Consider the following 20,915-nt stretch of genomic DNA (forward strand, 5'->3'; position numbering starts at 1 on the left):
CCCGGTCAGTGCAGGATCTGGCTGAGGAAGAGCTTCGTGCGCTCGTGCTGCGGGTTGGAGAAGAAGGCGTTCGGCTCGTTCTCCTCCACGATCTGGCCGGCGTCCATGAAGATGACGCGGTCGGCGACCTGGCGGGCGAAGCCCATCTCGTGGGTCACGCAGATCATGGTCATGCCCTCCTCGGCGAGGCTGACCATCGTGTCGAGCACTTCCTTGACCATTTCCGGGTCGAGCGCCGAGGTCGGCTCGTCGAACAGCATGACCTTCGGGCGCATGCAGAGCGCACGCGCGATCGCCACGCGCTGTTGCTGGCCGCCCGAGAGCTGGCCGGGATACTTGTTGGCCTGCTCGGGGATGCGCACGCGGGTGAGGAAGTGCATAGCCACCTCCTCCGCCTTCTTCTTCGGCATCTTGCGCACCCAGATCGGCGCGAGCGTGCAGTTCTCGAGGATGGTGAGGTGCGGGAAGAGATTGAAGTGCTGGAACACCATGCCGACCTCCTGGCGCACCAGGTCGATCTTCTTCAGGTCGTTGGTCAGCTCGACGCCGTCGACCACGATCCGACCCTTCTGGTGCTCCTCCAGCCGGTTGATGCAGCGGATCATGGTGGACTTGCCGGATCCCGAGGGACCGCACACGACGATCTTCTCGCCGCGCCGGACGCGCAGGTTGATGTCGCGCAGCACGTGGAACTCGCCGTACCACTTGTTGACGCCGGCGAGTTCGATGGCCGGACCGGAGGACTGGGGAGCCGGGTTTGCGGAAGCAGAGCTCATGTCAAAATCCTGCGCGCTGGAACGGGGAAGGCCCAGCCCGCACGGGGGCCGGACGAAGGATAGGGCGGCTCAATGCTTGCGTCCGCGCGCCAAACGCCGCTCGATGAAGAGCGAGTAGCGCGACATGCCGAAGCAGAAGAGCCAGAAGCAGAAGGCGCCGAACACGAGACCGGTCGCCGGCGTCGTCGGCGTGATCCAGATCGGATCGCCGAAGCCGCGCCGGATCGTCCCGAGGAGGTCGGCCAGACCGATGATGTAGACGAGGCTCGTGTCCTTGAAGAGGCCGATGAAGGTGTTGACGATGCCGGGGATCACCAGCGTCAGGGCCTGCGGGAGGATGATCATCCGCATCTTCTGCCAATAAGTCAGCGCCATGGCGTCGGCGCCTTCGTACTGCCCCTTCGGGATCGCCTGGAGACCGCCGCGGATCACTTCGGCCATGTAGGCCGCCGCGAAGAGCGAGACGCCGACGAGGACGCGCAGGAGCTGGTTGAAGCTCACCCCGCTCGGCAGGAACAGCGGCAGCATGAAGTTCGCCATGAAGAGCACGGTGATCAGCGGGACGCCGCGCCAGAACTCGATGAAGACGACGCAGAGAAGCCGCACGGCCGGCATCTTGGACATGCGTCCGAGCGCCAGGAGGATACCGAGCGGAAGGGACGCCGTGATGCCCGTGAGCGCTACCGTCAGCGTGATCAGGAGGCCGCCCCAGAGATTGGTCGGCACGAACTGGAGGCCGAAATTGGCGGTGAGGATCAGGACGAAGGCGATCGCCGCCACCGTCGGCAATACGAGGCCGAGGAGGCTCGAGCCCGTTTCGGACGTGCGCACGGTGGCGAACACGGCGAGAGCTATGGAGGCCAGCGCGGCGAAGAAGGCGGCAAGGCTCAGCGTGTCGAAGCGGAAGGACAGGAACAGGGTCCGTCCGCTGTTCACATAGAAGGACAGGAACGCCACGAGGAAGGCCGCGACCGCGAGGCCGAGGGCGACCTTCATCGCCATCGTGCCCATCACGGTCGTGCTGCGCCCGGTGGCCAGGAAGATGGTGGCCCCCGCGGCGAGGGCGAAGACGATGCCGATGGCCGAGCCGGACATGGCGAACCGGCCCCCGGTCAGCATGACCAGGGCGACAAGCGGGAAGAGAAGGAAGAGAAGCGCCGCGTTGAGGCGCTTGAAGGGCACCTTGGGGATGGCGATCGGCACGATCAGCGCCACCAGGGCGAGGAAGACGAGATCGACGCGCCAGCGTTGGTCCAGCGGATAGGTGCCGTAGAGGAACTGGTCGAACTTTGCGCGCACGAAGGCCCAGCACGCACCGACCTCGCGCCCGTCGGTCGAAAGGCACGCCGTGCGATCTGAGCCGGTGAACACCGCGTTGACGATGCCCCACTGCACGAGGGCGTTGACGACATAGGCGATCGCCAAGCCGCAGACGATCGTCAGCGCGGCGTCGAAGGGCGTCGCGAAGAGGTGCTTGCGGACCGATCCGAATACGCCGGTCTCACCGGCGGGAGGCGGAAGCGGCTCGATCTGGCCGCGGGCGACGAAGCGGGAAACTTGCTCTTCCATCGTCCGATCCTCAGCGCTCGACCAGCTTCATGCGGCGGTTGAACCAGTTCATCAGGATCGAGACCGTCACGCTGATGCCGAGATAGACGGCCATCCAGATCACCACGACCTCGATCGACTGGCCCGACTGGTTCAGCACCGTCGAGCCGACGGCGACGAGGTCGGGATAGCCGATGGCAAGGCCGAGCGACGAGTTCTTGATGAGGTTGAGATACTGCGAGGTGAGCGGCGGGATGATCACCCGGAACGCCTGCGGCACGATCACGAGCCGCAGCGCCTGCCCCCGCCGCAGGCCGAGCGCGGCCGCGGCCTCGTTCTGGCCCTTGGACACCGACAGGATGCCCGCGCGAACGATCTCGGCGATGAAGGCCGCCGTATAGACGGAGAGCGCCAGGAAGATCGCCAGGAACTCGGGCCGGATCTGGAAGCCGCCGGAGAGGTTGAAGGTGCCGAGCGTCGGCACGTCCAGCGTCGCGGGGAAGCCGGACAGGGCGAAGACGACGAGGGGCAGGACCAGGATCAGCCCGAGTGCCGGCAGGACGAGGCCGGGGCGATGACCGGTGGCGCGCTGCCGGGCGGCGAAGAGGCGCGCCAGCACGACCGTCGCCACGATGCCGAACAGGAAGGCCCAGAGCGTGAACGAGGCCGCCGGCTCGAAGATCGCCTTCGGCGTCTGCAGCCCGCGGTTGGAAATGTAGGAATCGAACGGCAGCTCGATCGCATTGCGCGGCAGCGGCAACACCGAGAGCACGCCGAAGTACCAGAAGAGGATGACGAGAAGCGTCGGGATGTTGCGGAACGTCTCGACATAGACCGTGCACAGGCCGCGCACGAGGAAGTTGTGCGACAGGCGGCCGATGCCGATCAGGAAACCCAGGATCGTGGCGGCGACGATGCCCGTGCCTGCGACGATCAGCGTGTTGGTGATGCCGACCAGGATAGCGCGGCCGTAGGGCGCGTTGTTGGTGTAGGCGATCGGCACCTGGGAGATGTCGAAGCCCGCGCGCGTATCCAGGAAGCCGAAGCCGGACGCGATGTTGGCGCGCTGGAGGTTCTGCGCGGTGTTGCCGACGATCCACCAGACAAAGAAGGCCAAGGCGGCGACCAGCACCACCTGGATGACGATGCTGCGCACCAGGGGGTTGGTGAAGACGGAGTCGCGCGTGGGTTCCCGAGGCGCGGTGTCGATGCTGGCCGTCATGAGGGTCCTTCGTCCTGGAGGGGTCGGACCCGCCGCCCCTTAAAGGGCGACGGGTCCAGAGGCCGATGGGAACGGACGGATCAGCGGATCGGCGGGGCGTACTGGAGGCCGCCCTTGGTCCAGAGCGCGTTCTGACCGCGGGCGATGCCGAGCGGCGAGCCCGTGCCGACATTGCGCTCGAACAGTTCGCCGTAGTTGCCGACGGCCTTGATGATGTTGACCACGAAGTCGTTGGTCAGGCCGGCGTCGGCGCCGAACGTGCCCTCGACACCGAGAAGACGACGGATCTCGGGATTGGCCGAGTTCTTCATCTCCTCGACATTCGCCTGGGTGACGCCCAGCTCCTCGGCGTTCAGCAGCGCGAAGTGCGTCCACTTCACGACGTTGAACCACTGGTCGTCGCCCTGACGGACGGCGGGGCCGAGCGGCTCCTTGGAGATGATCTCGGGCAGGACGACGTGGTCGTCCGGCGTGCCGAGTTCGAGGCGCGAGGCGTAGAGGCCCGACTGGTCGGTGGTGAGCACGTCGCAACGGCCGCTGTCATAGGCGGTGTTGACGTCCGACTGCGCCTCGATGACGACCGGATTGTACTGCATGTTGTTGGCGGCGAAGTAGTCGGCAAGGTTCAGCTCGGTGGTGGTGCCGCTCTGCACGCAGACCGTGGCGCCCGACAGCTGCAGCGCGGAGTTCACGTTGAGCTCCTTGCGGACCATGAAGCCCTGGCCGTCGTAGTAGTTGATGCCCGCGAACTTGAGGCCGAGCGAGGTGTCGCGGCTCATCGTCCAGGTCGTGTTGCGGGCGAGGACGTCGACTTCGCTGTTCTGGAGCGCCGGGAAGCGCTGCACCGCCGAGAGCGGCGAGTAGACGACCTTGGACGGGTCGTTGAAGATCGCCGCGGCGATCGCCTTGCAGTAGTCGACGTCGAGGCCGGCCCACTGGCCCTGGTCGTTCTGGAAGCCGAAGCCGGGAAGGCCGGTGTTGACGCCGCAGCGGACCGAGCCGCGCGCCTTCGTGTCGTCGAGCGTCGCGGCGGAGGCATGGGTCGTGACGGCGCCGAACGCGGACAGGCAGAGCGCGGCGGTCAGTAGCTTCAGTTTCATCCGATTACCTTCAAGTTCGCCCGGTTGCTGATATGAAGAGGGAATCCGGCGTTCCCTGCGAAACGTCCGATGCGAATTCCCGGCGAGGAGACCTCGGCGTGGATCACATGCCATCGGAATGGGCAGGTCAAGCGACTGACACTTTTTTCCAAGCTTCGCGTGGCAAATGCTCGTGAACTGGGCACTTATTCCACAGGATGATCTGAATTTGACACCGCGAGATCTCAAAAATCCGGCAGGTTTCCAGCCGCGCACGCAGCGACTGCAGGCTGGCCACGATTCCGACGCGTCGCAGGGATTCGTGAATCCGCCGCTCGTCCGGGGCTCCACGGTCCTGTTTCCCGACACGGGCACGATGCGCCGCCGCGCCCAGAAGTTCACCTACGGGCTGCGCGGGACGCCGACGCTCGCGGCGTTGGAAGAGGCGATCGACGTCTGGGAGGGCTCGCACGGAACGGTTCTCGTCCCTTCCGGGCTGGCAGCCGTCTCGCTGCCGCTCCTCGCCTTCCTCGGCAGCGGCGACCATTGCCTCGTCGTGGACAGCGTCTACGGGCCGACGCGCCTCTTCTGCGACACGATGCTGAAGCGCATGGGCGTCGAGACCGAGTATTTCGACCCCGCGATCGGTGCCGGACTGCGGGACCTGATGCGTCCGAACACGCGCGTCGTCTTTCTGGAAGCGCCAGGCTCCAACACGTTCGAGATGCTGGACGTCGCCGAGGCGGCGGGCATCGCGCGGGCCGGCGGCGCGGTCAGCATGCTCGACAACACCTGGGCGACGCCGCTCCATTTCCGCCCGCTGGAGCACGGGGTCGACCTTTCGATCCATGCGCTGACCAAGTATCCCGGCGGCCATTCCGACCTCCTGATGGGCAGCGTCTCGGCGACGCGCGAGACCTTCGCGCGGCTGCGCGACGCGCAGATGCAGCTCGGCATCAACGTCTCGGCGGAGGACGCCTATCTCGTCTTCCGAGGCCTGAAGACGATGGACCTGCGCATCGCCGCCCACGAGACGGCGGCACTGAGCCTCGCGCTTTGGCTGGAGACCCGGCCGGAGGTCGCGCGCGTTCTCCATCCCGCCCTTCCCTCCTTTCCGGGCCACGGGCTCTGGAAGCGCCAGTTCAGCGGCTCGACGGGCCTCTTCAGCTTCGTGCTGAACGGCGGCGGACGGGCGGAGGCCTCGGCCTTCCTCGATGCGCTCGAGATCTTCGGGCTCGGCTATTCCTGGGGCGGGTTCGAGAGCCTAGCCCTGGAAGTCGACCTGTCGGACCGCCGGGTCGCCACGGCCCCGACGGAAGGGCCGGTAATCCGCCTCCAGATCGGACTGGAGGACGTCGCCGATCTCCAGGCCGACCTCGAAGCCGGGTTCGCCGCGATCCACGCGCTGCGCTGATCGCCTCCCTCCGGCGCTCGCCGTTTCGTGATCGCGAAATCGGCCGGGGCGCCGGATGGAACGAGCGGGCCGTCCGTATATCGGGGTATGCGGGACACGCCCAAGACACCTGATCTCTTCGCACAGCTCGCGCCTCTGCGGCGCTACGCGTTGTCGCTGACGCGCGATCGCGGCGACGCGGAGGATCTCGTCCACGACGCGCTCGTGAAGGCGATGGAAGGCGAGCGCACGTTCCGGCCCGGCCGCGACGCGCGGGCTTGGCTCTTTTCCATCCTGCACAACACCTTCGTCGACCGCCGCCGCCGCCAGGCGACGCGTGCCGGCGTCGAGGCTCCGCAGGCGGACGGCCTGGACGTCGCCCTGCCGGCCTCTCAGGACATGGCGCTGCGGCTGCAGGACGTGCGCCGCGCCTTCCTGTCGCTGCCCGAGGAGCAGCGGGCGGCGCTGCATCTCGTGGCGATCGAAGGGCTTCCCTACGAGGACGCCGCCGCGGCGCTCGGCATTCCCGTCGGCACGCTGGTGTCGCGCGTGTCGCGCGCCCGTGCCCAACTTCGCGCGATGGACGGGGACGAGGGCACCAACGTGGTGCGCTTCAGGGCTCGCGGAGGCTCCGATGACGCGTCATCCTGATCCGATCACCGAGCTCGACCTGTCGGCCTATGTCGACGGGCAGTTGCCCGACGAGCGCCGGCTGGCGGTGGAAAGCTTTCTTGCGGACCATCCGGCCGAGGCGGCGCGGGTGATGGCCGACCTGCGGACGACCACGGAGCTGCGCCTCGCCCTGCCGGAGCCGCAGGGGGGCTCGAGCATGCGCGTGTCCAACGCCGCGCGACGGCTCCAGGCCGCCCGCATGCGCCGACGCGTGCTGCCGCGGCTCGGCCGAGTGGCGGCGCTCGGTCTCCTGATCGCCTTCGGCTGGGCCGCGCATTCGCAGTTCGGGCCGCTCGGCGTGCGTGAGAGCGTCGCCTCCGTGCAGCCGCCTCCCTACGTGGACGACGCGTTGCGTGCCCATCTCACCAGCCAGCTCCGGGCCGGCATGTCGTCGCAGCCCGAGACGGGCCGCTTCGATCCGGCCGAGATTCTGTCGGCGACCGCCATCCGCCTGCCGACCCTTCCGGACGCGTGGACGGTGGGCGACGTGCAGGTCTTTCCCTCCACCTTCGGTCCCAGCGTCGAGATGACGCTCAAGACCGAAGAGGGCGACACGCTGTCGCTCTATGCGGTGCGGCCGGGCGGCTTCGACGTCGCCGAAGCCCGCATCGCCGGCGGCGGCGAGGCCGACACGGCCTACTGGCAGATCGGCGAGGTGGCCTATGCGCTGGTCTCGTCCGGCGCGGACCGCACGCGGCTCGGCCAATGGGCGGGACGCCTGTCGCGCACCCTCTACTGACCCTTTTCCAACGGAGAAACACCATGAACACGCCCTTCCGGGGGTTCGGCGTCCGCGACACAGGCGCCTACCAGTCCCAGGCGCTCTTCGACGAGGGCCTGCGCCAGCACATGCTGCGCGTCTTCAACTACATGGGCCTCGGCCTCGTGCTCACCGGCCTCGTGGCCTTCGCCGTGGGCAACACGCCGGCGCTCTACGTGCCGATCTTCCAGACGCCGCTGAAGTGGGTGGTGATGCTGGCGCCGCTGGCCTTCGTCCTGTTCTTCTCGTTCCGGATCCACGCCATCTCGGCAGGCACGGCGCAGGCCCTGTTCTGGGCGTTCTGCGCGGTGATGGGCCTGTCGCTCTCGTCGATCTTCCTGGTCTTCACGGGCGCGAGCATCGCCAACACGTTCTTCATCGCCGCCGCCATGTTCGGCGCGACCAGCCTCTACGGCTACACGACCAAGCGCGACCTGACGCAGTTCGGCTCGCTCCTGATCATGGGCCTGATCGGCGTGATCATCGCGAGCATCGTCAACATCTTCGTCGGCTCGTCAGCGCTCCAGTTCGCGATCTCGGTGATCGGCATCATCGTGTTCGTCGGCCTGACCGCTTGGGACACGCAGACGATCAAGGAGCAGTATTCCGAGAACCACGGCTCGGAGTCGCTGCAGAAGATGGCCGTCTTCGGTGCGCTCTCGCTGTTCCTGAACTTCGTCAACATCTTCCAGCTTCTGCTGAACTTCACGGGCGAGCGCGAGTAACCGGCGCCGACGCGCCGATCGCCCTTGCCCCTTCGTGACAACGAGGAACCGACCCATGGACAACAACGACCGTCAGGCGATCGAAGGCCTGTTCTCGAAGCTCGGCACGCTGGAGCGCGACATGCCGCAGCGCGACGCGGAAGCCGAGCGCTTCATAGCGGAGCAGGTGAGCCGCCAGCCCGGCGCGCCCTACTACATGGCCCAGACCATCGTGATGCAGCAGATGGCGCTGGAGAACCAGCAGCGCGAGATGGAGGCCCTGCGCGCGCAGGCGGACAGCGGACGCTATGCGTCTTCCCAAGGTGGGGGCGGCTTCCTGTCGCGCATGTTCGGCGGCGGCGAGCCGCAACGCGCCGCGCCTGCGGCCGCGCCGCGCGGCATGGGTGCACCGGGAGCGGCGGCCGGCCCTTGGGGCGCGCAGGGCCGCGTCGGCATGCCCGGCGGCCAGCCCGGCATGGCGGGTCAGCCGGGCATGATGGGCGGACGCGGCGGCGGCGGGTTCCTCGCGGGCGCGGCGCAGACCGCGATGGGCGTCGCCGGCGGCGTGCTCCTCGGCAACGCCATCGCCGGCATGTTCGACGGTGGCGAAGCGCAGGCGGCCGAAGCGGGAGCGCCCGCGGAGGAGCCGGCGATGGAGCAGACAGCGGACGAGGGCGGCTTCTTCGACGACGGCGGCGGCTTCGACGAGGAAATCTGACGTTCCGCGTAAACCGTGTGAAACATTTACGATTTCGAGGCGCCACCTGTCGTAGGGTGGCGCCTCGTCATCTTTTATACACGCCGCGCCCGCATGGTCGGGCAGCACTCGACCGGCACTCGCGAATGGCAGGCATGTGATGGAGGCTTATCTCTCCCAACTGGGCGAACTGATCCAGGCCAACCCGGGATGGGCGGCCTTGATCGTCGCGCTCATCTGCCTGGGCGAGTCGCTGGTCCTCGTCGGTCTCGTCATTCCGGCGACGGCGGTCATGCTCCTGATCGGCGGCCTGATGGGAACCGGCGTGATCGACCCGGTGGCGACCTTGATCGCCGCCGCCATCGGCGCCATCGTCGGCGACATCATCTCCTATTTCCTCGGCCGTTGGCTCGGCCCCGGCATCGTCCATCGCCCGCCGCTGCGGCGCTACCGCCACGCCGTCGCCAAGACGCGCCTTTTCTTCCGCCGCTACGGGTTTTGGGCGGTCTTCATCGGCCGGTTCCTCGGCCCGATCCGCTCTACCGTGCCGCTGGTGGCCGGCATGATGGCGATGGACCAGAAGCGCTTCCAGATCGCCAACGTTCTCTCCGCCGTGGTCTGGGCGCCGGCCATGTTCGCGCCGGGCTGGCTCGGCATGAAGGGCGCGCAGGGCGTCACGCACATGTCCGGCACCGACGGGCTCCTGATCCTGGCGGCGATCCTTGGGGTGACCGCAATCGCCACCGTGATCGGCGGCCGGCATTTCAGCCGCGACCGGCGCGCGCGGCGCGGGACGCACCGAGGCACGCTGCGCAGCCCGAGCTGACCGGACATGGATCCGGCGGGCGCCGTGAACTGGGCCGTGATCGGAACCGGCGCGATCGCGCACCGCTTCTGCTCGGATATCCGCTATTCCCGGCAGGGCCGCATCAAGGCCGTCGCCTCGCGCGATCCGGCCCGCGCCCGCGCCTTCGCGGCCGGGCTCGGCGTCGGCGTGACGGGCGATGCGCTGGACGCCGTGCTGGCGGACCCGGCGGTTCACGCGGTCTACGTCGCCAGCCCGACCGCGCAGCACCGCGACCATGCGCTGGCCGCCATCGCCGCCGGCAAGGCGGTCCTGGTGGAAAAGCCGCTGGCCGCATCCGCCGCCGAGGCGGAGGAGATCGCGGAGGCCGCGGCGTGCGCCGGGGTTCTTTGCATGGAAGCCCTGTGGATGCGCTTCACGCCGGGCGTGCGGGCCGCCAAGCGGCTCGTGGACGCGGGGCGGATCGGCCCCTTGCGCGGGCTCGACGCCCATCTGTCCTATCCCAATGCCTTCGATCCGCGAAGCCGACTGTTCGATCCGGCGCAGGGCGGCGGGGCGCATCTCGACCTCGGCGTCTATCCGCTCTCGCTCGCCTTTCATCTCCTCGGCACGCCGGGCGAGGTCTCGCATGGCGTGGTGCGGGCGCCGAACGGCGTGCCCATGGCGGGCGGCTTGGTGTTGACCTACCGGGAAGCGGTCGCGACGCTCGGTTTTGGGTTTCTGGCCGAGGGACGGAACGACGCGGTGGTGACGGGAGCATCCGGCCGCCTTGGGCTCCAGGCGCCCTTCCTCTGCCCCCCGTCCCTCTCGATCCGAACGGCGTCGCCCGCCGTTCGGCCGGATGCCGAAAGCGCACCTCCCTTGCCCGCCGTCCGACATGGGCTACGCGGCGCCCTTCCCGCCTTGAAGGCGCTGACGCGGCCGCTGCGCGAGCGCCGGGTTCCGACGCTCTACGAAGGGACCGGTCTGCAGTATCAGGTGGATCATTTCGCCGAGCTGCTCGCGGCCGGCGAGACGGACAGCCCGGTCATGCCAATGCGCCAGTCGATCGAGGTGCTGCGGGTCCTCGACCGCTTCGCCCTCAGCGATCGACCGTGAAGCGCTTGAAGAGCGCGCGGGCCGTGCGCCAGACAGGCTTGGGCGAATAGACGTAGAGATAATGCGCCGCCACCAAGGCCAGCGGATATGTCTGCCAGAACCGGGCGAGCGGCAGCACGAACGGGTTGCGCGACCCCGCAGCCGCCTCTTCCGCAAGGGCCTGGAGCCTATCCGCCGGCGCATCCGGCTGCGCCCCTTGGAGGGCCGGCAGCGCCTCCGTGCCGGCGGCGACAAACCCGCGACGCTCGGCGACGACCGCGAAGAGCCGCTCGGCGGCATGGGCGGCCGTTCCGTCCAACTGGCCGCGCTCCGGCGCAAAGAGCGGCTCCAGCGCCGGGTCGGCGAAGGGTGCGAGCGCCTGGCGTCGGAACCAGAACATGGAGCCGGCGGCGAAGCGGCGCGCTTCCAGCTCTGTCAGCGAGAGGCCGAGCCCCATCGCCTCGATCATCCGCCGGGTGATCCGTCCGTTCAGGACGATGCGCGAGCGCAGCGGCAGGAGATGAGCCTCCGGCGCCACGAGGCCGAGCGCTGGCAGGCGCTCCATCGCCGCCAACGCATCCGGCGTTTCCCCTTCGCCCGACAGGAGCGAGCGCGTGAGGAAGCGGCGCCAGTCGTCGCCGTCCGCCCGGTGCACCGAGCGCTTGGTGTGGAGCTTCAGGCCGATCTCGAACCCGTCGCCCGTCTCCCGCAGCGCCTTCATGAAGGGCAGGACGTCGCGCCCCCGGTTCTCGACCGTGAGGCGGCGGGTAAAGGCGAGGTGCGGGCTGTGGACGGTCGCGAGCGGCATGTCCGCGTCGCGGCAGGTCAGCACCAGGCCGAAGGGCCGCGCGAATGCGGCGCCGATCTCGCGCGCCATCTCCGCCCAGACGTCGGGATGGTGGACATGGACGAAGACGACCGGCGCGCCGCTCACCGGCTCATCCCCTCGCCCGCATCGCCGAGAGATGCGCGGCGGTCAAGCCCTGACCGCCCCGAGGCGCTGGCCGGCATAGCGCTTCTCGCGGATCGGCCGCCACCAGTCGGGATTGTCGAGATACCAGCGGATGGTCTTCTCCAGGCCCGTGTCGAACGTCTCCTCTGCCCGCCAGCCGAGTTCGGTCTCGATGCGGGTCGCGTCGATCGCGTAGCGCAGGTCGTGGCCCGGCCGATCGGTGACGAAGTCGATCAGCGCGCGGCGCGGGCTTCCGTCGGGAAGCGGTGAGAGCCGATCCAGCGTGTCGCAGATCGTCTCGACCACTTCGAGGTTGGAGCGCTCGTTGCGCCCGCCGATATTGTAGGAGCGGCCCGCCTCGCCTTTGGTGGCGACGAGCGCCAGCGCGCGCGCGTGATCGTCGACATAGAGCCAGTCGCGCACGTTCTCGCCCTTGCCATAGACCGGCAGGCGCTTGCCCTCCAACCCGTTGAGGATGATCAGCGGGATCAGCTTCTCGGGGAAGTGGTAGGGGCCGTAGTTGTTGGAGCAGTTCGAGAGCACCACCGGCATGTGGTAGGTGTGGAACCAAGCCATGGCGAGGTGATCGGACGCGGCCTTGGACGCCGAATAGGGCGAGGACGGCGCGTAAGGGGTCTCCTCGGTGAAGAGGCTGTCGTCCAGCGGCAGGTCGCCGTACACCTCGTCGGTCGAGATGTGGTGGAAGCGGAACCCGTCCTTCTTCGCGCCCGACAGGGAGGACCAGTAGGCGCGCGCGGCTTCCAGGAGCTCGTAGGTGCCGACGATGTTGGTCTGCATGAAGTCGCCTGGCCCGTCGATCGAGCGGTCGACATGGCTCTCGGCGGCCAGATGCATGATCGCATCGACCTCTTCCGTCGCCAGAAGCTCGGCGACGAAGGCGCGGTCGAGGATGTCGCCCTTCACGAAGCGATAGCGCGGGTCGTTCTCGATCGAGGCCAACGACGTCAGGCTCGCCGCATAGGTCAGCTTGTCGAGGTTGACGACGCTGTGCTCCGTATCCCGGATGAGGTGGCGGCAGACCGCCGAGCCGATGAAGCCGGCGCCGCCGGTGACGAGGATCTTCACTTGGCACTCTCCCCGTAGACGAAGGGCGTCTGGATGTCGGCAAGACGCGGCGCCGCCTCGTCCTTGGCCGAGAGGACCGGGCTGCGGCCGCCGAGCGGCCAGTCGATCGCGAAGTCCGGATCGTCGAAGCGGATCGAGCGGTCGTGCTGGCCGCTATAGGAAGCCGACACCTTGTAGAAGACCTCCGTATGCGGCTCCAGCGTCAGGAAGCCGTGGGCGAAGCCGGCCGGCACCAGGATCTGGTTGAACGCCTCGGCCGAAAGCTCCAGCGCCACCCATTTCGCGAAGGTCGGCGAGCCCCGGCGGATGTCGACCGCCACGTCGAGGATCCGCCCGCGCAGAACGCGCACCAGCTTGTCCTGCGCGAAGGGCGGCTCCTGGTAGTGCAGGCCGCGCAGCGTGAAGGGCTCGGCCGAATAAGACTGGTTGTCCTGCATCCAGTCGATGTCGACGCCGTTCTCGGCGAGCCGACCGCGGTTGAAGGTTTCGGAGAAGAAGCCCCGGTCGTCGCCGAACTTGCGCGGCGTGATCTCGAGAACCTCCGGGATGTCCAGCTTTCGGACGTCGAGCATGTCGCGCTCCAGCGCTTCGATGAAATCGGCACGCTTTTGCGTCATCGCGGCACCGCCCGCAAGGGACGACCCTTCCCGAGATGTGAGAACGAACTGGCAAGTTGCCACGTCTGGGGATACACAACCGCCCCAAGATCGGGCAGGCCGCATTCGGGAAAGGCAATCGCTTATGAAGGGAATCATCCTGGCCGGGGGCAGCGGCACGCGCCTGCACCCGATGACGCTGACGGCTTCCAAGCAGCTCCTGCCCGTCTACGACAAGCCGATGATCTACTACCCGCTGTCCACGCTTCTCCTGGCCGGCATACGCGACATCCTGATCATCTCGACCCCGCACGACCTGCCGCGCTTCCAGGCGCTGCTCGGCTCGGGCGAGCGCTGGGGCGTGTCCTTCTCCTATGCCGAGCAGCCGAGCCCGGACGGCCTCGCGCAGGCCTACCTGATCGGCGAGGAGTTCGTGGCGGGCGAGCCTTCGGCGCTGGTGCTGGGCGACAACCTCTTCTACGGCCACGGGCTGCCCGAGCTGCTGCGCGCCGCGACGGCCAAGACCACGGGCGCCAGCGTCTTCGCCTACCATGTCAACGATCCCGAGCGGTACGGCGTCGTGTCCTTCGACCGGCAGGGCAGTGCCCGGACGATCGAGGAGAAGCCGGCCAACCCCGCCTCCAACTGGGCGGTGACGGGCCTCTACTTCTACGACGGCCGCGCGTCGGAGCTCGCCCGCTCGCTGAAGCCCTCGCCCCGCGGCGAGCTGGAGATCACCGATCTCAACCGGATCTACCTGGAAGAAGGCTCGCTCAGCGTCCAGTGCATGGGCCGCGGCTTCGCCTGGCTCGACACCGGCACGCCCGACAGCCTCCTCGAAGCGGCGGAGTTCGTGCGGACCCTGGAGCACCGCCAGGGTTTCAAGATCGCCTGCCCCGAGGAGATCGCCTTCAATCTCGGCTTTATCGACGCCGACCAGCTCGAGCGCCTCGGCAAGGAGCTCGGCAAGAGCACCTACGGCGTCTACCTCCAGAAGCTCGCCAAACAGTCGCGCGAATAGGCGCGGCATCGCGACTTGTGCGCCTGACCGCGCACGCGGTATCAGGACGCGCGACCGACCGGGCGACGGGTCGGCCCCGGGTGGACCGGGCCTCGTGCGGCCCGCCGCACGGACGCGACGTGAAGGACGGAATCGACGTGAAAGCAGCCACCAGCGCCCGGACCTGGGTCACCGACGGTCATCAGGACCGCGCGGCCATGCTCCGCTCGGCCCGCGAGGACTTCGTGGCCGGACTGCGGCTGCACGAACTCTGGCTGTTTCTCGGCTGGCGCGACGTCAAGAAGCACTACAGCCGCTCGATCCTCGGCCCGCTCTGGCTCACGCTCTCGATGGGCGTGATGGTCGCGGGCCTCGGCGTCCTCTACTCGCAGATCTTCCGGCAGGACATCAGCACCTACCTGCCCTTCCTGGCCATCGGCTTCATCATGTGGGGCCTGATCGCCGGCCTCATCAACGGCGCCTGCGAGATCTACTCCTCGGCCGCGGCCTCCGTGCGCCAGGTGCGCATGCCGCTCAGCGTCTACATCTTCCAGTTCGTGTGGCGGCAGGTCCTGACCTTCCTGCACAACTTCGTCATCTACATCCTGGTGGCCATCATCTTCGGCATCTGGCCGGGCATGACGGGGCTCCTGTTCCTGCCCGCGCTCGCGCTCCTGATCCTCAACGGGGTCTTCGCCGGCATGATCCTCGGGCCGCTCTGCGCGCGTTTCCGCGACATTCCGCTGATCATCGCGAGCGTGGTTCAGGTCGTCTTCTTCATGTCGCCGATCCTGTGGAGCGCGCACATGCTGCCCGACCGCGCCGTGCTCCTGTCGATCAACCCGTTCTACCATCTGATCGAGATCCTGCGCGATCCGCTGCTCGGCAATCCGGCGCTCCTGCAGAACTGGCTGGCCTGCATCGGCATGACGATCGTGATGGGGACCGTCGCCGTCCTGTTCTTCGCGCGCTATCGCGCCCGCATCGCCTATTGGGCCTGACCGACATGGCCTCCATCGCCTTCCAGAACGTCAGCGTGGACATCCCGGTGTTCAACGCCACCAACCGTTCCTTCAAGAACAACATCATCTCGGCCGCGACCGGCGGGCAGATCAGCCCACGCGACACCAAGCGCATGAGCGTTCGGGCGATCGACGGGCTGACGCTCCAGCTCGAACACGGCACGCGAATCGGCCTCGTCGGCCACAACGGCGCCGGCAAGTCGACCATCCTGCGCGTCATGGCCGGCATCTACGCCCCGACCAGCGGGCGCGTGGCGGTCCAGGGCGACGTGGCGCCAATGTTCGACCTCGCCTTCGGCATGGATCCGGACGCCACGGGCTGGGACAACATTATCCTGCGCGGGCGCCTCCTCGGCTTCTCCAGGTCGGAGATCCGCCAGCGCATGGACGAGATCGGCGCCGTCTCGGACCTCGGCGCCTTCCTCGACATGCCCCTGCGCACCTATTCCACGGGCATGGCGACCCGCCTCGCCTTCGCGGTCTCGACGGCGATCCGGCCTGAGATCCTCCTGATCGACGAAGGAATCGGCGCCGGCGATGCGGCGTTCCTGCAGCAGGCCAAGGAGCGCATGCGCTCCTTCATCGGCGAAGCGGGCCTGCTCGTGATCGCCTCGCATTCCGACGAACTCTTGCGGCAGTGGTGCACCACCGCGCTCTGGATGGAGCACGGTCGCATGCGCATGTACGGCGGCATCGACGAGGTGCTCGAAGCCTACCAGGGCTCGTTGAGCGGCTCCAAAAAGGATGAGGCGTCGCCGGTACCGGATCAGGTCGGAGAAGCTCCCTGATCGCCGCATACAGGCGCTTCGAAGCGATCGGACCTACGGGCGACGGGACGCAAGATTGCGCCCGGCCCGAAGCAGCCCGAAGATTCCGAGGCGTCGAAGCAACCGGGAAAACTTGTAGGATCGCATGACTGACATGCGCACATTGGCGCGCCGTCGCATGGGCAGCGGCAGAAACGGAATGATCTTGTAGATGTCGTCCACGGACCGTTGATACAGTTCCTCGTTGTCGAGGAGGGTCGCGCGGTGCATTTCGCTGAGCACCGTAAGATAGAAGCGCTTGGCGATGATCGGCTTCCACTGGGGCAACGTCGGCATGTCTGAATTGTCGAATGCCTCGTGGAGCTTTTCGAAGTAGATCATCCGCGAGCGTGCCATCCTCGGCGAATAGGACGTCGAGCCCGTGTAGATGCACCAATAAGACAATGCTTGCGGTAGGAAGACGTTATCCCAGCCGGCGTAGAACAGGCGGACGAACAGATCGTCGTCCTCGTAGCCGCTGAGGCGGTCGTCGAACCGGCCGACGTCCTCGAACGCTTCGCGCAGGATCAGCGACGCCGAGGGCAACACGAACATGTCGTCGGCCAGGCATCGCGACAGCTGCGTCTTCGGATGCTCCTGCCGCATCAGGCGCAGCATGCACCGGTTGCGCATCCGGCCGAACCGATCGCACTCGTCGAGATCGCTGTAGACCCAACCGAGCTTGAAATGCTCCCCTGCCTCGAAAGGCTTGATCAGCTCGGCAATATGGTTGGGGTACCAGCCGTCGTCCTGGTCGAGCAGTGCGATTAGCGTGCTGCTGGAATTGGCGACCGCAAAATTTCGCGCCGAGGATTGCCCCCCGTTCTCCTTGGACAGGAGACGGATGGAGGGAAACTCCTCCGCGAGGCGGCGCACGATGGCCGGCCCCTCGTCCGTCGAGCCGTCGTCCACGACGATGAACTCGTCGGGCTGCCGCGTCTGCGCCAGAACCGTCCGGACGGAACGCTCGATGAATTCCGCGCCGTTGTAGAGCGCGATGATGGCAACGACGGAATGCCGGGTTTCGCCGTCAGCCTGGAAAGTCACGGTCAATCGAACTGTCTCGTCAGATATGCAACTGGCTGCAGCATGTCTCACGTTTCGGGAGGAATTGAAATCGTTCCAGATCCTCCCGGGTTAACGACCGGTTGACCCGGCGGGTCGGCGCGCGCCGCCCGTTCAGCGCAGCGCCATCCCCTGCGCGTCGAACTTGTGCATGCGCCCGTCCTCCGGCGTCAGCCAGACCGGGTCGCCGTGGCCGACGCGGAAGTCGCCCGGAGAACGGGCCGTGACCATCTCACCCGAATCCATCTTCACATGGACGAAGGTGTCGGAGCCGAGATGCTCCGAGACTCCTGCCGTGCCCCGCAGCGCGCCGCCCGTGGTGGACAGCGTGAGGTGTTCCGGGCGCACGCCGACGGTGGCTGCCCCGTTCTGGGCCGCGTAGGCGCCCGACAGGAAGTTCATCTTCGGCGAGCCGATGAAGCCGGCCACGAAGAGGTTGCGCGGGTTGGTATAGAGGTCGAGCGGCGAGCCGACCTGCTCGATGTTGCCGCGGTTCAGTACCACGATCTTGTCGGCCATCGTCATCGCCTCGACCTGGTCGTGAGTGACGTAGATCATGGTCGTCTTGAGCTGCGCGTGCAGTTCGGAAATCTCCAGCCGCATGTTGACGCGCAGCGCGGCGTCGAGGTTCGACAGCGGCTCGTCGAACAGGAAGCCCTTGGGCTCGCGCACGATCGCGCGCCCGATCGCCACGCGCTGGCGCTGGCCGCCGGATAGCTCGCGCGGCCGCCGGTTCAGGTAATCGGTAAGATTGAGGGTCGCGGCGGCGCCCTGCACCTTCTTCTCGATCGCCGCTTTGTCCATCCCCGCCATCTTGAGCGGGAAGCCGATATTGGCGGCGACGCTCATGTGCGGATAGAGCGCGTAGGACTGGAACACCATGGCCAGCCCGCGCTTGGCGGGCGGCGCTTCCGTCACATCCTTCCCGTCGATCACGATCGTGCCGCCGGACACGTCCTCCAGCCCGGCGATCAGGCGCAGAAGCGTGGACTTGCCGCAGCCCGACGGGCCGACGAAGACGACGAACTCGCCGTCCCGGATCTCGAGGTCGAGACCCGGAATGATGACCGCCTCGCCGAAGCGCTTGGACACGTTCTTGAGGGTGATGGCACTCATGTCGCTGCTCCCGGAATGGCTTCTTACTTCACGGCGCCGAAGGTCAGGCCGCGGACGAGCTGCTTCTGGGAGAACCAGCCGATGATGAGGATCGGCGCGATCGCAAGCGTCGAGGCCGCCGAAAGCTTGGCGTAGAAATTGCCCTGCGGGCTGGAGAACGAGGCGATGAAGGCGGTGAGCGGCGCGGCGTTCGTTGTCGTCAGCAGCAGCGTCCAGAAGGCTTCGTTCCACGCGAGGATGACGTTGAGGAGCACTGTCGAGGCGATGCCCGGCAGCGCCATCGGCGCCAGAACGCGGAAGAGCTCCTGCCGAAGGTTCGCCCCGTCCATGCGCGCTGCCTCCAGGATCTCGCCGGGGATCTCCTTGAAGTAGGTGTAGAGCATCCACACGATGATCGGCAGGTTGATCAGGAACAGGATCACGATCAGGCCGAGGCGCGAGTCGAGCAGACCGAAATTGCGGAACAGGATCGTCACCGGCACCAGAGCGCCCACGGCCGGCATCATCTTGGTGGAGAGCATCCACAGGAGCACGCCGCGCGTCTTGGGCGTCGGCGAGAAAGCCATCGCCCAGGCGGCGGGAATGGCGAAGACGAGACCGAGCGCGGTCGAGCCGAGCGCCAGGTAGACCGAGTTCATCAGGAAGGCGAAATAGTTCCGCTGCTCCTGGATCGCCTGGTAGTTCTCCGTCGTCCAGTCGAAGAACAGGAACTTCGGCGGGATCGAGATGGCGTCGAGCTCGCTCTTGAACGAGGTCAGCACCGTCCAGAGAATCGGGAAGAAGATCAGGAGACCGACGGCCCAGGCGAGCACCGTCATGCCGATCTTGCGCTGGGTGGAAACGCGACGCGCCATGGATCAGGCCTCCAGATTCTTGCCGACGAGGCGCACGAGAAAGATCGAGACGATGTTGGCGAGCACGACGGCCACGATGCCGCCCGCCGACGCCGTGCCGACATCGCCTTCCAGCGAGATGATCGAGGCGATCAGGAACGGCAGGTTCGAGGAGGATACGCCGCCGCCGGTGGTCACGAAGATTTCGGCGTAGACCGACAGGAGGAAGATCGTCTGGATCAGGATCACCACGGTGATGGCGCGCTTCATGTGAGGCAGGGTGATGTACCAGAAAATCGACAGGGCCTTCGCCCCGTCCATTTCGGCCGCCTCCTTCTGATCCTCCGACAGCGACTGGAGCGAGGTGAGAAGGATGAGCGTCGCGAAGGGCAGCCACTGCCAGGCGACGATGATGATGATCGACAGCAACGGATAGTTGGTCAGCCAGTCGACCGGCGGCAGGCCGATGGCGGCAAGACCTTGGGCGATGACGCCGTAGACGGGGTTCATCATCATGTTCTTCCAGACCAACGCGGCGACTGTCGGCATGACGAAGAACGGGGCGAGCACCAGAAGGCGCACGGGCGACTGGCCGAAGAACTGCTGGTCGAGGAGGAGCGCGATCAGAGTGCCGCCGATGACGGTGATGCAGAGAACTCCGCCGACCAGAATCAGCGTGTTCTGGAACGCGCTGATGAAGCGCGGGTCGCTGAGGAAGTAGGTGTAGTTCTCGATCCCGATGAAGGGCGTCAACGGATCGTAGAACGTGTAGCGGAGCGTCGAGAACCACAGCGTCAGCGCCAGCGGCACGATCATCCAGATGAAGAGCGCGATGACGGACGGGGCCATCATCAGGCGGGCCGCGGACCGCGTATGCGTTGTCGCCATGGGATCGCTCCGAAAGGGGCCGCTCGGGTCGCCGACCATAGCAGGAGCCGGCTGCGCTGGCTCGGACGGCGCTGGAATTCGCGGGGGAAAACGGATGCGGCGCGGCTCTCATGAGCCACGCCCCTGCAGCCGGATGCGGGACTCCCCGGCCGGCGCCGGGGAGCCGATACCGCCTACTTGATGTAGCCGGCGCGGGTCATCTCGCGCGTCGCCTGGGCCTGCGCGGCGGCGAGCGCCTGGTCGACGCTCTGCTGTCCGGAGAGCGCGGCGGCCATCACCTGGCCGACCGCCGTGCCGAGACCCTGGAACTCGGGGATCGCGGCGAACTGCAGGCCGACATAGGGCTTGTCCGGTCCCATCGACGGATCGGCCTTGTTGATCGCGGCGAGCGTCTGGGCGGCGAAGGGCGCGGCCTTCGTGTAGTTCTCGTTGGCGTAGAGCGAGGAGCGCGTGCCGGGAGGCACGTTGGCCCAGCCTTCCTTGGAGGCGACGAGCTCGGCATAGGCCTTGGAGGTCGCCCAGGAGATGAAGGTCTCGGCGGCTTCCTTCTTCTGCGACGAAGCGGGGATCGCGAGCGACCACGCCCAGAGCCAGTTCGCGCCCTCGTTCGGGCAGTTCGCCACGCCGCAGGGCGCCGGGGCGAAGCCGACCTTGTCGGCGACCTGGCTCTGCTTCGGATCGGTCACGAAGGAGGCCGCCACGGTGGCGTCCATCCACATGCCGCACTTGCCCTGGCCGAACAGCGAGAGGTTCTCGTTGAAGCCGTTCGAGGCCGACCCTGGAGGCCCGTACTTGGTCATGAGGTCGACATAGAGGGT

At 67.1% G+C, this 20,915-nt stretch carries 22 protein-coding genes; 10 read left to right on the top strand and 12 right to left on the bottom strand.

Annotation, left to right across the window (positions count from 1 at the left end; all coding sequences use genetic code 11):
* Window positions 1–5: 5 nt before the first annotated feature.
* The 4 genes from O5O54_RS17170 to O5O54_RS17185 form a co-directional block, all read right to left on the bottom strand.
* On the bottom strand, window positions 6–776 hold the full coding sequence (locus O5O54_RS17170; protein WP_279483054.1) for an amino acid ABC transporter ATP-binding protein: 771 nt from the start codon (window positions 774–776) through the stop codon (window positions 6–8).
* 69 nt (window positions 777–845) lie between these two features.
* Window positions 846–2,345, bottom strand: coding sequence for an amino acid ABC transporter permease (locus O5O54_RS17175; protein WP_279483055.1), 1,500 nt, complete (start codon window positions 2,343–2,345; stop codon window positions 846–848).
* A gap of 10 nt (window positions 2,346–2,355) precedes the next feature.
* Complete coding sequence (locus O5O54_RS17180) at window positions 2,356–3,546, bottom strand: amino acid ABC transporter permease (protein WP_279483056.1); 1,191 nt, start codon at window positions 3,544–3,546, stop codon at window positions 2,356–2,358.
* Between the two features lie 80 nt (window positions 3,547–3,626).
* Window positions 3,627–4,646: an amino acid ABC transporter substrate-binding protein gene (locus tag O5O54_RS17185; RefSeq protein ID WP_279483057.1), complete on the bottom strand. Its 1,020-nt coding sequence runs from the start codon at window positions 4,644–4,646 to the stop codon at window positions 3,627–3,629.
* A gap of 208 nt (window positions 4,647–4,854) precedes the next feature.
* On the opposite strand from O5O54_RS17185, the gene metC reads away from it, so the two are divergent.
* From metC to O5O54_RS17220, 7 genes are all read left to right on the top strand, one after another.
* Window positions 4,855–6,039 (top strand): cystathionine beta-lyase, encoded by a 1,185-nt coding sequence (gene metC, locus O5O54_RS17190; protein WP_407061723.1) that lies wholly within the window; start codon window positions 4,855–4,857, stop codon window positions 6,037–6,039.
* Between the two features lie 87 nt (window positions 6,040–6,126).
* Window positions 6,127–6,669, top strand: coding sequence for a sigma-70 family RNA polymerase sigma factor (locus O5O54_RS17195; RefSeq protein ID WP_279483059.1), 543 nt, complete (start codon window positions 6,127–6,129; stop codon window positions 6,667–6,669).
* On the top strand, window positions 6,653–7,429 hold the full coding sequence (locus O5O54_RS17200; protein ID WP_279483060.1) for an anti-sigma factor: 777 nt from the start codon (window positions 6,653–6,655) through the stop codon (window positions 7,427–7,429). The genes O5O54_RS17195 and O5O54_RS17200 overlap by 17 nt, the downstream gene beginning before the upstream one ends.
* Before the next feature lie 23 nt (window positions 7,430–7,452).
* Window positions 7,453–8,175 carry a Bax inhibitor-1/YccA family protein gene (locus O5O54_RS17205; protein ID WP_279483061.1) on the top strand — a complete coding sequence of 241 codons (723 nt, stop codon included), beginning with the start codon at window positions 7,453–7,455 and terminating at the stop codon, window positions 8,173–8,175.
* 55 nt (window positions 8,176–8,230) lie between these two features.
* Entirely contained in the window at window positions 8,231–8,872 is a 642-nt protein-coding gene (locus tag O5O54_RS17210; protein WP_279483062.1) for a DUF2076 domain-containing protein, read from the top strand.
* Window positions 8,873–9,011: 139 nt separating this feature from the next.
* Entirely contained in the window at window positions 9,012–9,677 is a 666-nt protein-coding gene (locus O5O54_RS17215) for a DedA family protein (RefSeq protein WP_279483063.1), read from the top strand.
* 6 nt (window positions 9,678–9,683) lie between these two features.
* Window positions 9,684–10,754 (top strand): Gfo/Idh/MocA family oxidoreductase, encoded by a 1,071-nt coding sequence (locus O5O54_RS17220; protein ID WP_279483064.1) that lies wholly within the window; start codon window positions 9,684–9,686, stop codon window positions 10,752–10,754.
* Here O5O54_RS17220 and O5O54_RS17225 read toward each other — a convergent pair.
* Genes O5O54_RS17225 through rfbC form a run of 3 tightly spaced genes read right to left on the bottom strand, consistent with a single transcriptional unit; the run spans window position 10,738 to window position 13,343 of the window.
* Window positions 10,738–11,667, bottom strand: a complete 930-nt coding sequence (locus tag O5O54_RS17225) for a rhamnan synthesis F family protein (RefSeq protein WP_279483065.1) — start codon at window positions 11,665–11,667, stop codon at window positions 10,738–10,740. The two genes, O5O54_RS17220 and O5O54_RS17225, sit on opposite strands and share 17 nt — an antisense overlap.
* A gap of 42 nt (window positions 11,668–11,709) precedes the next feature.
* On the bottom strand, window positions 11,710–12,771 hold the full coding sequence (gene rfbB / locus O5O54_RS17230; RefSeq protein WP_279483066.1) for a dTDP-glucose 4,6-dehydratase: 1,062 nt from the start codon (window positions 12,769–12,771) through the stop codon (window positions 11,710–11,712).
* Entirely contained in the window at window positions 12,768–13,343 is a 576-nt protein-coding gene (gene rfbC / locus O5O54_RS17235) for a dTDP-4-dehydrorhamnose 3,5-epimerase (RefSeq protein ID WP_279483080.1), read from the bottom strand. The genes rfbB and rfbC overlap by 4 nt, the downstream gene beginning before the upstream one ends.
* Window positions 13,344–13,512: 169 nt before the next feature.
* Here rfbC and rfbA point away from each other — a divergent pair, with 169 nt between their 5' ends.
* The 3 genes from rfbA (at window position 13,513) to O5O54_RS17250 (ending at window position 16,177) form a co-directional block, all read left to right on the top strand.
* A complete protein-coding gene (gene rfbA / locus O5O54_RS17240) occupies window positions 13,513–14,388 on the top strand; it encodes a glucose-1-phosphate thymidylyltransferase RfbA (protein WP_279483067.1) in 876 nt (291 codons plus the stop codon).
* Between the two features lie 137 nt (window positions 14,389–14,525).
* Window positions 14,526–15,368: an ABC transporter permease gene (locus O5O54_RS17245; protein ID WP_279483068.1), complete on the top strand. Its 843-nt coding sequence runs from the start codon at window positions 14,526–14,528 to the stop codon at window positions 15,366–15,368.
* Between the two features lie 5 nt (window positions 15,369–15,373).
* Window positions 15,374–16,177, top strand: coding sequence for an ABC transporter ATP-binding protein (locus O5O54_RS17250; RefSeq protein ID WP_279483069.1), 804 nt, complete (start codon window positions 15,374–15,376; stop codon window positions 16,175–16,177).
* Between the two features lie 33 nt (window positions 16,178–16,210).
* On the opposite strand, the gene O5O54_RS17255 is transcribed toward O5O54_RS17250, so the two are convergent.
* The 5 genes from O5O54_RS17255 to O5O54_RS17275 all read right to left on the bottom strand — a co-directional run.
* Window positions 16,211–17,293 carry a glycosyltransferase family A protein gene (locus O5O54_RS17255; RefSeq protein WP_347814893.1) on the bottom strand — a complete coding sequence of 361 codons (1,083 nt, stop codon included), beginning with the start codon at window positions 17,291–17,293 and terminating at the stop codon, window positions 16,211–16,213.
* 81 nt (window positions 17,294–17,374) lie between these two features.
* Window positions 17,375–18,376, bottom strand: coding sequence for an ABC transporter ATP-binding protein (locus O5O54_RS17260; protein ID WP_279483070.1), 1,002 nt, complete (start codon window positions 18,374–18,376; stop codon window positions 17,375–17,377).
* 23 nt (window positions 18,377–18,399) lie between these two features.
* The gene (locus tag O5O54_RS17265) at window positions 18,400–19,230 is read right to left on the bottom strand and encodes a carbohydrate ABC transporter permease (RefSeq protein WP_279483071.1); all 831 of its coding nucleotides are present in this window, start codon (window positions 19,228–19,230) and stop codon (window positions 18,400–18,402) included.
* Between the two features lie 3 nt (window positions 19,231–19,233).
* Entirely contained in the window at window positions 19,234–20,097 is an 864-nt protein-coding gene (locus tag O5O54_RS17270) for a sugar ABC transporter permease (protein ID WP_279483072.1), read from the bottom strand.
* 173 nt (window positions 20,098–20,270) lie between these two features.
* On the bottom strand, window positions 20,271–20,915 hold a 645-nt coding region (locus tag O5O54_RS17275), incomplete at its 5' end, for an extracellular solute-binding protein (protein ID WP_279483073.1).

Source organism: Aureimonas sp. SK2 (genome assembly GCF_029813115.1).
Lineage (GTDB): Bacteria > Pseudomonadota > Alphaproteobacteria > Rhizobiales > Rhizobiaceae > Aureimonas.

Coding starts and splice junctions, on each gene's coding strand:
- O5O54_RS17200 (WP_279483060.1), top strand. CDS start 6,653: ATGACGCGTCATCCTGATCCGATCACCGAGCTCGACCTGTCGGCCTAT.
- rfbA (WP_279483067.1), top strand. CDS start 13,513: ATGAAGGGAATCATCCTGGCCGGGGGCAGCGGCACGCGCCTGCACCCG.
- O5O54_RS17205 (WP_279483061.1), top strand. CDS start 7,453: ATGAACACGCCCTTCCGGGGGTTCGGCGTCCGCGACACAGGCGCCTAC.
- O5O54_RS17185 (WP_279483057.1), bottom strand. CDS start 4,646: ATGAAACTGAAGCTACTGACCGCCGCGCTCTGCCTGTCCGCGTTCGGC.
- O5O54_RS17195 (WP_279483059.1), top strand. CDS start 6,127: ATGCGGGACACGCCCAAGACACCTGATCTCTTCGCACAGCTCGCGCCT.
- O5O54_RS17250 (WP_279483069.1), top strand. CDS start 15,374: ATGGCCTCCATCGCCTTCCAGAACGTCAGCGTGGACATCCCGGTGTTC.
- O5O54_RS17270 (WP_279483072.1), bottom strand. CDS start 20,097: ATGGCGACAACGCATACGCGGTCCGCGGCCCGCCTGATGATGGCCCCG.
- O5O54_RS17175 (WP_279483055.1), bottom strand. CDS start 2,345: ATGGAAGAGCAAGTTTCCCGCTTCGTCGCCCGCGGCCAGATCGAGCCG.
- O5O54_RS17260 (WP_279483070.1), bottom strand. CDS start 18,376: ATGAGTGCCATCACCCTCAAGAACGTGTCCAAGCGCTTCGGCGAGGCG.
- O5O54_RS17210 (WP_279483062.1), top strand. CDS start 8,231: ATGGACAACAACGACCGTCAGGCGATCGAAGGCCTGTTCTCGAAGCTC.
- O5O54_RS17220 (WP_279483064.1), top strand. CDS start 9,684: ATGGATCCGGCGGGCGCCGTGAACTGGGCCGTGATCGGAACCGGCGCG.
- rfbC (WP_279483080.1), bottom strand. CDS start 13,343: ATGCTCGACGTCCGAAAGCTGGACATCCCGGAGGTTCTCGAGATCACG.
- O5O54_RS17265 (WP_279483071.1), bottom strand. CDS start 19,230: ATGGCGCGTCGCGTTTCCACCCAGCGCAAGATCGGCATGACGGTGCTC.
- O5O54_RS17170 (WP_279483054.1), bottom strand. CDS start 776: ATGAGCTCTGCTTCCGCAAACCCGGCTCCCCAGTCCTCCGGTCCGGCC.
- O5O54_RS17215 (WP_279483063.1), top strand. CDS start 9,012: ATGGAGGCTTATCTCTCCCAACTGGGCGAACTGATCCAGGCCAACCCG.
- O5O54_RS17180 (WP_279483056.1), bottom strand. CDS start 3,546: ATGACGGCCAGCATCGACACCGCGCCTCGGGAACCCACGCGCGACTCC.